Source organism: uncultured Polaribacter sp., assembly GCF_947497125.1.
Taxonomy (GTDB): Bacteria; Bacteroidota; Bacteroidia; order Flavobacteriales; family Flavobacteriaceae; genus Polaribacter.
Genome location: NZ_CANMFI010000002.1, coordinates 425,226 through 438,534 on the forward strand (window position 1 = coordinate 425,226; position 13,309 = coordinate 438,534).

General features: G+C 34.2%; 11 protein-coding genes. 3 read left to right on the forward strand and 8 right to left on the reverse strand.

The genetic code is table 11. The annotated features are described in order from the left end of the window. Nucleotides 1-3,087 (reverse strand): SusC/RagA family TonB-linked outer membrane protein, encoded by a 3,087-nt coding sequence (locus tag Q0678_RS04970; protein ID WP_299054760.1) that lies wholly within the window; start codon nt 3,085-3,087, stop codon nt 1-3. A gap of 220 nt (nt 3,088-3,307) precedes the next feature. Between Q0678_RS04970 and Q0678_RS04975 the strand changes: the two genes are divergently transcribed. After that, nucleotides 3,308-4,327 carry a LacI family DNA-binding transcriptional regulator gene (locus tag Q0678_RS04975; RefSeq protein WP_299054762.1) on the forward strand — a complete coding sequence of 340 codons (1,020 nt, stop codon included), beginning with the start codon at nt 3,308-3,310 and terminating at the stop codon, nt 4,325-4,327. Nucleotides 4,328-4,354: 27 nt separating this feature from the next. On the opposite strand, the gene Q0678_RS04980 is transcribed toward Q0678_RS04975, so the two are convergent. From Q0678_RS04980 to Q0678_RS05000, 5 genes are read right to left on the reverse strand one after another with little or no spacing between them, the layout of a single operon-like run. Further along, complete coding sequence (locus tag Q0678_RS04980) at nt 4,355-5,125, reverse strand: DUF1080 domain-containing protein (RefSeq protein WP_299054764.1); 771 nt, start codon at nt 5,123-5,125, stop codon at nt 4,355-4,357. A gap of 3 nt (nt 5,126-5,128) precedes the next feature. Then, on the reverse strand, nt 5,129-6,178 hold the full coding sequence (locus Q0678_RS04985; protein WP_299054767.1) for a sugar phosphate isomerase/epimerase: 1,050 nt from the start codon (nt 6,176-6,178) through the stop codon (nt 5,129-5,131). Further along, nucleotides 6,178-7,323 carry a Gfo/Idh/MocA family oxidoreductase gene (locus Q0678_RS04990; protein WP_299054770.1) on the reverse strand — a complete coding sequence of 382 codons (1,146 nt, stop codon included), beginning with the start codon at nt 7,321-7,323 and terminating at the stop codon, nt 6,178-6,180. The genes Q0678_RS04985 and Q0678_RS04990 overlap by 1 nt, the downstream gene beginning before the upstream one ends. Before the next feature lie 3 nt (nt 7,324-7,326). After that, the gene (locus tag Q0678_RS04995) at nt 7,327-8,559 is read right to left on the reverse strand and encodes a nucleoside permease (protein WP_299054772.1); all 1,233 of its coding nucleotides are present in this window, start codon (nt 8,557-8,559) and stop codon (nt 7,327-7,329) included. Nucleotides 8,560-8,587: 28 nt separating this feature from the next. Next, nucleotides 8,588-9,541: a sugar phosphate isomerase/epimerase gene (locus Q0678_RS05000; protein ID WP_299054774.1), complete on the reverse strand. Its 954-nt coding sequence runs from the start codon at nt 9,539-9,541 to the stop codon at nt 8,588-8,590. A 199-nt stretch (nt 9,542-9,740) separates the two neighbouring features. Here Q0678_RS05000 and Q0678_RS05005 point away from each other — a divergent pair, with 199 nt between their 5' ends. Both Q0678_RS05005 and Q0678_RS05010 read left to right on the forward strand, forming a co-directional pair. After that, complete coding sequence (locus Q0678_RS05005; protein WP_299054776.1) at nt 9,741-11,453, forward strand: GMC family oxidoreductase; 1,713 nt, start codon at nt 9,741-9,743, stop codon at nt 11,451-11,453. Between the two features lie 10 nt (nt 11,454-11,463). Next, entirely contained in the window at nt 11,464-12,063 is a 600-nt protein-coding gene (locus tag Q0678_RS05010; RefSeq protein ID WP_299054778.1) for a gluconate 2-dehydrogenase subunit 3 family protein, read from the forward strand. Nucleotides 12,064-12,141: 78 nt separating this feature from the next. On the opposite strand, the gene azu is transcribed toward Q0678_RS05010, so the two are convergent. Together azu and Q0678_RS05020 are read right to left on the reverse strand one after the other, a co-directional pair. Then, the gene (azu, locus tag Q0678_RS05015; protein WP_299054781.1) at nt 12,142-12,669 is read right to left on the reverse strand and encodes an azurin; all 528 of its coding nucleotides are present in this window, start codon (nt 12,667-12,669) and stop codon (nt 12,142-12,144) included. Nucleotides 12,670-13,019: 350 nt separating this feature from the next. Further along, nucleotides 13,020-13,157 (reverse strand): hypothetical protein, encoded by a 138-nt coding sequence (locus tag Q0678_RS05020; protein WP_299054783.1) that lies wholly within the window; start codon nt 13,155-13,157, stop codon nt 13,020-13,022. Between the last annotated feature and the right edge of the window lie 152 nt (nt 13,158-13,309).

Here is a 13,309-nt window from a genome sequence, read left to right on the forward strand (position 1 = left end):
TTAAAAAGTTGCGTTTAATCCAAATGTAAACGTTCTCGCTCTTGGAAAACTAGTATAATCGATTCCTGCTGAAGGAATGTTATTCAAAGATTTAGGTGTATCTACTTCTGGGTCTAATCCAGAATAAGGAGTAATTACAAATAAATTTTGTCCTGTTACAGAGAAACGTAAGCTCTTAAATAAAGATCCTTCTTTAAGGTTAACTCTATACCCAACTGAGGCATTTTGTAATCTTAAGAAATCTCCTTTTTCTAAAAAACGGGTAGATACATCTGGTGCGTTTGCAGAAGATTCTCCGTTTGTTAATACATCTTTTGTTACGTTTTGTCCACCATTAATAATACCTGCTGTAAAAAATGCATTGGCAGTATTGTTGTAGATGTATTGTCCGTATTGCCCTGTTAAGAATGCATTAAAGTCCCAGTTTTTGTAGTTAAAGCTGGTAGTAATACCTACCGTTACATCTGGTAATGCACTTTTACCTACAAATTCTTGTTGATCTCCGTTTGGATAGATAGAAACTCCGTCAGCATCAAACCCACCAAACTCTCTTAAGTAGTAAGAAAATAAAGGATGACCTTCTGCTAATAACTGAGCAAATGCTCCTGTTAAACCGTTACCACTAATTTCTCCTGTTTGAATTAAACCATCAAAATCTTGTACTTCATTTTCGTTGTATGAAACGTTAAAACCAAAGTTCCAGTTCATTTCATCTTTTTGAATGATGTCGTAATTTACAGCAAATTCGATTCCTTTGTTAATCACTTTTGCATCTAAGTTAGAAAAAACGAATGGCTGAACCGCTGGTTGTGCAGATTCTTGTTGTAATAATAAATCTGAGGTTGTTTTGTGATATAAATCTACCGAACCGTTTAAACGATCGTTAAAAAATCCATAGTCAAAACCAATACCGAATTGTGCAGTTTCTTCCCATTTTAAATCTGGGTTTGCAAATGAAACTTGGCTAAAACCTGCAGGGTTTACCTCGCCACCATTACCAATACTTGGGTCGCTAAAACGCTGTCTTGGTAAAAAGTTACCATATCCTAAACCATCCTGGTTACCTGTAATACCATATCCTAAACGCATTTTAAGTGTAGAAAAAGATTCTGGGATAAAATCTTCTTTGTGTAATTGCCATGCAAATGCACCAGAAGGGAAATATCCATATTGGTTGTTTGGTCCAAAACGTGTAGAACCATCTGCTCTTAAAGTAAACGTAAATAAGTACTTATCGTGTAACTTATAGTTTAAACGACCAAAAAATGATTGCAACTCATCTGTATTATTGTAGGTATTACCTGTTACAGAATTTACACCCACACCTGTTGGTGCAGTTAATGAAATGTTACTATTAATAGTTGGTAATACTTGGTTGATAAACAAACCAGCCGAGCTATACCCATACTGTTGGTAAGGTTGGTTTATAGTACCTTCTATTTGGTTCGCAGCATTCTCTAAATTAGAAGCCATTTGCCCTAAGTTACTAGAGTTTAAACCAAAACCTAATACAGTTCTTCCAGAGTTTTTAAAACTTTGAAAAGAGTAACCAGCTAATACCTCTAAATTAGAATTTTCAAATTCTTTGGTATAGTTTAAAGTAAAGTCCATTAAATTATTTTGTACCTCTACATCTTGTAAAGCTGCTCTACCATTACCAGAAGCACCGTTGTTAAAGCCATCAATGTCTGGAGATATTACTTGTGTTCTTGTTCCAGAAGATTTATCGTAACCAAAGTTCACTTTCGCTTTTAAGTTGCTTAATATCGCATACTCTAAAGAACCGTTTAATAAAGCTCTGTTTGTTTCATTTAAATCTTCGTAATACTCTAAAAGTTGTCTTGGGTTTAATTTACCATCACCACTTGTAAAGTTAATATCATTAGGCCATGTTGGGTTTGCAAAATAAGTTGCTCCTAATAAATCTCCCTGAGAACCAGCAGAGTTAGTAATGTATGGCGACTCGTCATTTATTTGAGACAAAGTAGCATTTAAATCTACCTTTAATTTATCATCAAAAAACTTATGTGACGCATTTATACGACCTGTAATTTTTTCTTGAGAAGAGTTTTCTACAACACCTTGTTGATCTACATGACCAATAGAAGCTCTAACATACCCTTTTCCGTAGTTATTAGAATAAGAAAGCGTATTGTCTGTAGAAACTACGTCTCTAAAAACCACATCTTGCCAATTTGTGTTAGCACCAAAATCTAAAGCAGATGCATTACCACCGTATTGAGCAATGGCACTTAAGTATTCTGGTCCATCAAGTAAATCGAATTCTTTAGCAACAGAAGACATGCTTAAGTTAGAATTAAATTCGAAAACACCACCGCCACCTTGTTTACCGGTTTTAGTAGTAATAATAACCACACCATTTGCACCTCTAGAACCATAGATAGCAGTTGCAGAAGCGTCTTTTAAAACACTCATGCTTTCAATATCATTTGGGTTTAAGAAACTTAATGGGTTACTAGCCGAACTAGTACCACCACCAATATCTGCTCCACCAGCAGTACCACCATCAGATAATGGCACACCATCTACAACAAATAAAGGATTGTTGTTAGAACGAACAGAAGAAGTACCTCTAATACGAATAGCAATACCTGCACCTGGCGCACCACTAGATTGTGTAATTTGTACACCGGCAGTTTTACCTTGTATTAATTGTTCTGGTGATGAAATTACACCTCCGTTAAAGTCTTCTGCAGTTACAGAAGTAACAGAACCTGTTGCATCTTTTACAGTAGTTGTACCGTAACCAATTACTACAATCTCATCTAAAGATGTAGCATCTTCTGTTAAAGTTACATTAATAACAGTAGCAGAACCTACTGTTTTTTCAATTGTTTTGTATCCTAAATAGCTAAACACCAAAACATTTCCTTGGGTTGCTTTAATAGCATACTTTCCGTCAAAGTCGGTTTCTACACCTGAATCTGTTCCTTTAATGTTAATACTTACACCTGGCAATACACCATTTGCATCAGAAACTACACCCGTTACCGATTGGGCGTATGCTGCACCTCCTAAAAGAAAGATACATGAAACCAGCAAAATTTTAAAAAATTTACTTCTCATAATTGTTATTAATTAGTTTTATTAATTTGGAAATTTAAACCACCTTTTATTATCAGATTAAAGATAATTTAACTTTTAATTAAGACAATAATAATCATTTTATTCTCTAGTTCCTTTTTTTTAACCCTAAAAAAAGGCTTTTTTATTACCGAAACCGGTTTCGTAAATTATTGCTTATTTCTCTTTTTTTACAATCTAAAAGGTTAGTTTTGTGTTAATCATGTCTAAAACTACACTAAATAAAATATCAGAAATTTTAGGGATTTCGAAATCGACCGCATCTAAGGCTTTAAATAATTATGCCGATGTTAGCCCGAAAACTAAAGCCATGGTTTTAAATTTAGCCAAAGAGCTAGATTATACACCCAATTCTTTTGCACAAAATTTACGTAGCCAAGAGTCTAAAATAATTGGGTTAATTGTACCAGAAATTGTACATTATTTTTTTTCTAACATTATTTTAGGCGTTATCAATGCCGCTTCTAAATGCGGTTATGCTGTTGTTGTAGTGCAATCTAATGACGATTATGAATATGAGGTAAAACAATTAGATGCTTTGCTGCAAAAAAATGTAGATGGGGTGTTGCTTTCTTTTGCAGATAATACCAACAATTTTAAACATGTTAAAAGTCTTTTAAGCAATAATGTTCCGCTGGTTTTGTATGACAAAATTTCGAAACTTATAGATTGCAATAAAGTGGTGATTGATGATATAAAAGCAGCACAAATGGCAACCCAACATTTAATTGATATAGGTTGTAAAAAAATTGCAATTGTAAGGAATAAATTAAAATCGCAAACAACAATAGACAGGTATAAAGGCTACAAAAAAGCTCTTTTATTAAACGATATTGAGTATGATAAACTTTTAGACATTGAAACAGAGGATGTTTCTTTAGAGTCTGGCAAAAAGGCTGCTTTAACAATTTTTGAAAACCATAAAGAGGTTGATGCCGTTTTTGCGGTAACAGATTTATTAGCCATTGGTGTTTTAGAAACTTTTAAAGAAAATAATGTTCAAGTACCAGAGCAAATTTCTATTATCGGTTTTAGTAATTGGCTTTTAACACAGATTACAACGCCACATTTATCTACCATCGATCAGCCTGGACAGCAAATGGGAAAAGTAGCATTCGATTTACTTTATTCAGAAATAATAAACAATAAAAACAACGTAAAAGAGCCTTATAAAACAGTTGTTATAGACACAAAAGTAATTTCTAGAGAATCTACAAAATAAATTATTTAACAAAAAACAGTAACAGGTTTACAACTCTCTTACCCATATATTTCGATAACTAACACCACTATTGTCTTGGTGGTCTTGTAGCTTTATTGGGCCTTTACCATGGGCATTATTTTTAGGCCAACCAATATATTCTGTAGTACCTTTTATAGTTACATGGTCTTGAATTAAAACACCATTGTGTAAAACAGTGATTGTTCCCTTTTTTGTTAATTCTCCTTTGGCATCAAAAATTGGTTGATGATAAATAATGTCATAGCTATTCCATTCGCCCGTTTTAGATGCTGCGTTTACTAGCGGAATTGCTTGCTTGTAAATTGAGCCAACTTGCCCATTTACATAGGTGTCATTATTATTGTTATCTAACACTTGTACCTCATACCTGTTTTGTAAAAAAACACCGCTGTTACTTCTATTTTGACCATTAGCTCTAATTTCTTCTGATGATTTCCATTCGATATGCAGTTGTACAGAACCAAAATTTTGTTTGGTTTGTATGTCGCCAGTTTTGTCTTTTACCGTCATACTTTTATCTGTATTTACAACCCATTTTACAGCAGTACTGTCTTTCGATGAAATCCATTGTTGGGTGTTTGTACCATCAAATAAAACAATTGCATCCGAAGGTATTTTGTTTTCCATATCTACAGAAACAACAGGTGGTTTAGGTTCCCAAATTTCGGTTTGTTCTGGTTTTGTAGGTGCTGTTTCTACAGTTGTTATTGGCGTGTTTTTTTGCTGACAAGCAACAATTACAAGAGCTGTTAAAGCAGTGAGTGCGTATTTTTTCATAAGTTAAATTCCTAAAATTCTTTTCAATTCTTTTTCGTTTATTTCATTTCCACCAGCAAAATCATCAAACCTTTTAGTGGTTGTTTCTATAATGTGATTATTAATAAATGCCACCCCTTCTTTAGCACCTTGTTCCGGACTTTTAACAACGCATTCCCATTCTAAAACAGCCCAAACATCACAATTAAATTCTGTTAGTTTAGAAAAAACTGTCTTAAAATCTACTTGTCCATCTCCCGGAGAACGATAGCGTCCTGCTCTGTTTTTCCAATCATTATATCCACCAAAAGCACCTTTTTTTCCGGTAGGATTAAATTCTGCATCCTTTACATGAAAAGCCTTAATAAACTGGTGATAATGTTCTATGTATTTGATGTAATCTAATTGCTGTAAAACAAAATGAGATGGGTCGTATAAAATATTTACACGTTTGTGATTACCGGTAGCCGCTAAAAAACGCTCAAAAGTATCGCCATCATGAATATCTTCTACAGGATGAACCTCATAACAAACATCTACACCATTTTCATCAAAGGTATTTAAAATTGGCAACCATCTATTTGCTAGTTCTTTAAAACCCGTTTCAACCAGTCCTTTGGGTTGTTGTGGCCAAGGATGCATAACAGGCCAAAGCAACGATCCAGAAAAAGTAGCATGTACTTTTAAACCTAGGCGATTGCTAACAATAGCAGCTTTTTTCATTTGATCTACCGCCCATAAAGTTCTTTCTTTGGGTTTGCCTTTTAATTCTTTAGGCACAAAAACATCAAACATGATGTCATGTGCTGGGTGAACAGCGACCAACTGCCCTTGTATGTGTGTAGATAATTCTGTGATTTCTAATCCGTAGGCGTTTATTTTACCTTTTAGTTCATCACAATAAGTTTGGCTTTCTGCTGCAATGTCTAGATCAATTATCGACTTGTCTAATGTAGGTATTTGAATGCCTTTGTACCCTAGTTCTGATGCCCATTTACACAAGCCATCTAAGGTGTTAAACGGGGCTTTTTTATCTATAAATTGTGCTAAAAATACAGCAGGTCCTTTTATCATTATTCTTGAGTTTCAATTGGTACCCAAACATTTCCTTTTTCATGAGAAGACACCGTTTTTTCTATAAAATTCATTCCTCTAATTCCGTCTATTATTGTCGGAAACTCTCCCTTATTATAAGGTTCTTTATTGATTGCTTTTGCAACGCCATTATAAATATTACCCATCGCATCAAAAATACCTTCCGGATGCCCAGGCGGCAGTTTAGTGCCATTTAAAGAAAGCTCTGTATTGTAGTTATGTCCTGGTTTTAATACTTGTAAAGGTTCTCCTTCTTTCATTAGGTATAAGTAATTTGGGTTTTCTTGTTCCCATTTTAAACCTGCTTTATCGCCATAAACCTTTACCACAAAACTATTTTCTTCACCTGTTGCAATTTGACTTGCGCAAATAACCCCTTTTACGTTGTTAGTACATCGTAATAAAACAGTGCCATCAATATCCATCTTATTATCTTTGTATAGGTAGTTTAAGTCGGCAAGAATTGCTTCAATTTTTAAACCAGATACATATTCTAGCATGTCAAAAGCATGGGTACCAATGTCGCCAATGCAACAACTAATTCCAGATTTATCTGGGTTTAAGCGCCAAGTAGTACTTCTTTTGCTTTTATCATGTATGATTGGGTTTATCCACCCTTGGTAATACTGTGCATCTACTTTTTGTACCTTACCAATTGTGCCATTTAAGATCATTTCACGCATTTGTCTTACCATTGGGTAACCAGTGTAAGTGTAGGTTACGGCAAAAATTGTTTTTACATCTTTTACAAGTTTATGTAAAATTTTAGCTTCGCTAAAAGTAGTTGTCATTGGTTTTTCGCAAATGACATGAAAACCATTTTCTATTAGTTTTTTTGCCATAGGAAAGTGCAAAAAATTAGGAGTTAAAATGGCAACAACCTGTATTCTTTCTGTGGTAGGTAATTTTAATTCTCTTTCAATAAAAGCGTCAAAGTCTTTATAAACACGATTATTATGAACACCTATTTTATTTGCAAAATCAATATTTTTTTGCCAATCTGTACCAAATACTCCGCCAGTAATGGTGTATTTATCATGCATATTAGCAGCAATACGATGTAAGACTCCTATTAAAGAATTACCACCACCACCTAAAATACCCAATCTTAATTTTAAATTCATTTTTTAAGCGTCTTTATATTCTACAGTTTCTTTTTTAAATGCAATTGCAAAAAACAGCAACACACCAATGGCAAAATAGGCAGGAAATAACCAAACATCTGTCCAATTATGAGTGCCGTCTAAAAGCACGTTTTTATCAACTATTTTACCGGCTACCCAAAAACCAACTAACATGCCAATACCGTAGGTAGCTAGTGTTATTAAGCCTTGTGCAGCACTTTTTACTTTTTCGCCAGCTTTAGAGTCGGTATAAATTTGTCCAGACACAAAAAAGAAATCATAACAAATACCGTGCAATGCAATACCTGTAATTAGCATAAAAAATAAATCGCCGGTATTGCCAAATGCAAATAATGAGTATCGAACAGCCCAAGCAAACATACCAAAAAGAATGGTTTTTTTAAAGCCAAATTTTTTAAAGAAGAACGGAAGTAATAACATAAAACCAACTTCAGAAATTTGACCTAAAGAAGCCCAAGCGGTAGAGTTTTCTACCTTGTATTCTGTTAAAAACGGACTTAAATTTTGGTAATAAAAGGCCAATGGAATACAGATTAGTACTGAAGAAATAAAGAATACTAAGAAGTTGCGGTCTTTTAATAGTTTTAAGGCGTCTAGCCCTAAAATATCTTTTAGTTTAATTTTTTCTTTTTTAGAAACACTTGGTGGTGTTTTAGGAAGTGTAAAACTAAAAACACCCAAAACAAATGATGCAATAGCAACCATGGTAAAAGTGTTCGATAACATGCCTGCGTTTATGTTTTCTATGGCATCCCATTTAAAAGCAAAGCTAATTAATAGTCCAGCTAAAATCCAACCAACTGTTCCCCAAACACGTACCATAGGAAATTGTTTTGCAGGGTTGTTCATTTGGTTAAATGAAACAGAATTTACCAACGCTAGTGTTGGCATGTAAGCAATCATATAACCTAAAACATACGGGTAAAATGTTGCAAAATCGTTCGATTGAGACATTTGATACATTAAAATAGCGCCAAAAAGATGTAAAACACCTAATATTTTTTCAGCATTAAAAAACCGATCCGCAATTAAACCAATTATAAAAGGCGCAATAATAGCACCCCAAGATTGAGTAGCGTAAGCCATGCCGGTTTCTGCGCCGTTGGCACCTAAATTATTCCCCATAAATGATCCTAGTGTTACAAACCAGCCTCCCCAAATAAAGAACTCGAGAAACATCATAAATGACAATTGAATTTGAATTGATTTTTTCATCTTTTTATATTTTTTGTTTGATCGCTATTTATTCAGCATTTTTTAAAAGCAACTCTTTAATAGCTATAATCCCTTCTTTTTCAGATAATCTTTTGCCTTCATATTCTACGCCGATATAGCCAGTATACCCAGCATTTTTTACAGTTTTCATAATTCTAGAAAAATCTAAGGTAGTTTCTTCTCCGTTCTCATCAAAATCGTAAGCCTTAGCACTTACAGCTTTTGCAGCAGGCATCATTAAGGCAATCCCTTTGTATTTGTCAGGGTATTCTTCTTCACATTCTCCCCATTTTGCGCCATCTTTTCGTTTTATACACCAGTTTCCAAAATCGGGTAAAGTGCCACAGTTTGGCATATTAACTTCTTTAATTGCTGCCATTAACTTCTCTACATCCGAAGACAACCAACCATGATTTTCACATAAAACATTTATATTTTTTGTAGCGGCGTAAGCAGATAACTTTTTTAGACCATCTACAACACTGGTTTTCCAAATATCGGCATCATTGGTGCCAAAGGTATTTACACGAATTGCATGACAACCAAGTTTTTTAGCAGCATCAATCCATTTTTTATGATTTTCAACAGCCTTATTTCTTACAGCTTCGTCTGGGTCTGCCAAATCCCCTTCGCCATCAACCATAATTAACACATTTTTAATGCTGTGTTTTTCACTTTCTACTTTTAAAGAATCGATAACGGCATCAAACCCCAAAGTTTCTATTTGATTTGCATAAATATGGTTTACGTATTCTACTCCTTCAAACCCCATTTGTTTGGCCATTTTAGCAAATTTAAAAGGATCTTCTCCCTCATCATTAAAGGTTTTATGTAAAGACCATTGCGCCAGAGAGAGTTTAAAAAACGGATTTTTTGCTGTTGTTATTTCTTCGTTTTGTGCAGGCTTATTCTTACAAGAAATAGCGCTAAAAAGAAAAATAATTACATAAAAGGCGATTTTTTTAGGCATTGTAGAATTCATTATTTTTATATTAAAATTTAAATAAATGTATCATTTTTTATGTGATGTTTTGCCATATTTTTATTGAAATACTAAAAACATTTACCGAAACCGGTTTCGTAAAAGATTTCTCATTTTTACAGCTATTTGAGAACATTGTTTAAATTACTTTACTTACTTTAAACGTTTTAAAGACAATTTTTAATACAATTATACATATATGGAAACACCAAAAAATATTGAAAACACGTATGATGCTATTGTAGTTGGTACAGGAATTTCTGGTGGTTGGGCTGCCAAAGAGCTTTGCGAAAATGGCCTAAAAACACTTGTTTTAGAAAGAGGTAGAATGGTAAAGCATGTAGAAGATTATTCTACGGCTCATTTAGACCCATGGGATTTGCCAAATGGAGGAAAAGCAAGTCAAGAAACCATTGCAAGAAAACCAAAACAACACCGAACAGGATATACGACAAATGAAGCGCATCAACATTTTTTTGTAGATGATGTAAAACATCCTTATAATGAAGACAAACGGTTCGATTGGATAAGAGGGTATCATGTTGGTGGTCGATCTTTAATGTGGGGTAGACAAAGTTATCGATTAAGTGATATTGATTTTGAAGCAAATAAAAAAGAAGGAATTGCTGTAGATTGGCCAGTTCGTTATAAAGATATTGCTCCTTGGTACGATAAAGTAGAGGAGTATATTGGGGTAAGTGGTCAAAATTTAGGGCTAAAACAATTGCCAGATCAAAAATTGTTAAAGCCAATGAATCTTAATTGTGTAGAAGAACACTTACAAGGTAAAATAGCCGAAAATTTTGATGACAACCGATTGTTAACCATCGGAAGAACTGCACATATTACCGAAGGCACAAAAGAAGGCATGGGCAGAAGTACTTGCCAATACAGAAATAGATGTATGCGTGGGTGTCCGTTTGGCGCTTATTTTAGTAGTAATTCTTCTACTTTGCCTGCAGCAGATGCAACTGGTAACATGACTTTAAGACCAAATTCTATAGTACACGAAGTAATTTATGATGCCGTTACAAAGCAAGCAACAGGCGTTCGCGTTATTGATGCCGAAACAAAAGAAAGCCATGTTTTTAATGCAAAAGTAATTTTCTTATGTGCCTCTGCAATTGCTTCTGCATCAATTTTATTACAATCAAAATCAGACCGTTTTCCGAATGGTTTAGGAAATGATAGTGGCGAGTTGGGGCACAATATTATGGATCATCATTTTCATGTTGGAGCCACAGCAGAGGTACCTGGTTTTGATGATAAATACGTAAAAGGTAGAAGACCAAACGGAATTTACATACCAAGATTTAGAAATTTAGGAGGTAATACTGATGTAAAAAACTTTAAAAGAGGGTATGGTTATCAAGGCGGTGCTAGCAGAGGTGATACATCTGAAATGGTTGCAGAATTAAAATACGGACCAAAACTAGCAGAAGCTATTTTAAAACCAGGCGATTGGAATGTTAATTTATTAGCCTTTGGTGAAACTTTGCCAGACCATAAAAACAGAATGTATATGGATGAATCTAAGAAAGACGAATGGGGTTTACCAACCATTACTTTTGATGCAGATTTTGGCGAGAATGAGTTTGAAATGCGAAAAGACATGCAAGAGCAAGCAAAGAAAATGCTTGAGGCTGCAGGGTATAAAAATGTAAGAGGTTATGACAATGGCGGTAAAGCAATGGGATTAGGAATTCATGAAATGGGAACAGCAAGAATGGGTAAAGACCCTAAAACGTCTGTGTTAAATGAATACAACCAAGTACATGCTTGTAAAAATGTGTATGTAACCGATGGTGCTTTTATGACCTCTTCTGGTTGTCAGAATCCATCATTAACCTACATGGCATTTACAGCAAGAGCTGCAAACCATGCGGCAAATGAACTAAAAAAGAACGCATAATATTGAACATATGAAACGTAGAGAAGCAATAAAAAATATAGGATTAGCCGCTGGTTTTACTTTGGTAGCACCAAGCATATTAAGTATGTTGCAAAGTTGTACTAGTAATGTAGAAACTTGGGTGCCAGCTTATTTAAATTCAGAAGAAAAAGTAGTGCTTACAAATTTAGTAGATGTTATTTTACCAAAAACAGCAACAACACCTGCGGCATCTGAGGTTAAAGTGCCTCAGTTTATAGATAAATACATCGCCGAAGTTTTAAGTACCGAAGATCAAAAGTTAACACGCGAAGCCTTTGGTAAAATAATTCATCTTTTAAAGAAAGACGAAACTACTAATATAGATAAGGTTACTACCGAACAATACATCTCTTTACTAGACAAACACCTGCTTGTAAAAGGAGAGGTAGATGCAGAGCGAGAAGCAAATTTAACAGCAAAAACAATGACAAATTCAGAGTTTTTGAATCAATTAAAATGGATGACGATAAACGGTTATAAAACATCCGAAGAAATAGGAGAAAACGTACTTGTTTACGACCCAATTCCGACAGCTTATTACTGCGGAGATTTGCAAGAATTAACAGGCGGTAAAGCCTATTCTTTATAGATAAAGCAATCTATTTTAACTAAAAAAACCTTCTTATACGATACATAAGAAGGTTTTTTTTGAGGTAAATTATGCAACTTACTCTACAATAAACTTGCCTTTCATCATGGCAAAATGTGCCGGAAAACTACAAATAAAATCATATTCGCCAGTTGCCGGAGCTTCAAATTCAATGGTTGTTTTTTCTTGTCCGCCAATCATTTTTGTATGCGCAATAACTTCAGAATCATCTTCTGGTATGTAGTCGTTATTTTTAGCAGCCGCAGCTTTAGAAGCAAAAGAAGATAGTTTGGTGCCTTTTTTTAAAAGAACAAAATTATGCCCCATTACTCTTTTGTCTAGCTTACCCTTATGACTAAGCGTTAGTTTTATTTTTTGCCCAGCTTTAACAACAATTTTTTTAGTATTAAACTTCATGGCATCGCTGGTGGTTAGGTTTATGTTGGCAACACCATTTTTATCAACAATAACTACTGGTTCTTTTACAGGTTTTGTTGTTTTTATCACCTTTTTTTGTGCAGGTTTGTTTGTTGTTGTTTCCTTTTTTTTATCAGTACAGCTATACAAAAGGGAAAGGCTTAAAATTGCAATAAAAATAGATTTCATGTTTTTTTAATTAAAATGAATATTTACTAAATTACTTCATTAATTTTAATAACCCAAAAATAAAGCTATTTAATGCTTTTTTATTTAGGTGAAAAACACCTTATATTTGCATAGAATTTTAAGAGTAAAGCATTTAGGTTAAATTAGATTGCATCAATTCCCCCAACTATGAAAATAAAAGCTACACTATTGTTGCTTCTTGTAACAATTTCTTCTTTTTCACAAACGTTAACAATTTCAGCAAATGGTTAAACAGGCACTTCAGGCAAAAACTGGAGTATTTCTAACAAGGTTTTTTCCGTAACTGGAGACGCAAATGTTCACCCCTCCGTAATTGAGCGTCAATTAGGCTACAGTAATTTATCTGTTTTAGTTTTAGGAGATGGTGGTTCTATTCTCATAAAAGCCCCTATAAAAGGAAGAACCAAGCGCCAATTACAACTTACAGCCTCAAAAGCCATCCATGTCTTAGCAGCAGTAGAAATCAATGAAGGAACTGTTTATCTAAGGGCCGTAAATGCTAATGAAGCCTCAGGGAAAATCTATTTAAACAGCAGTATTAATGTATCTTCTAACAAAGAGAAAGCGGGAAACATTTTTATTGAAGCCAAAGAAATTGAACTTTCTAGCACATCTACCC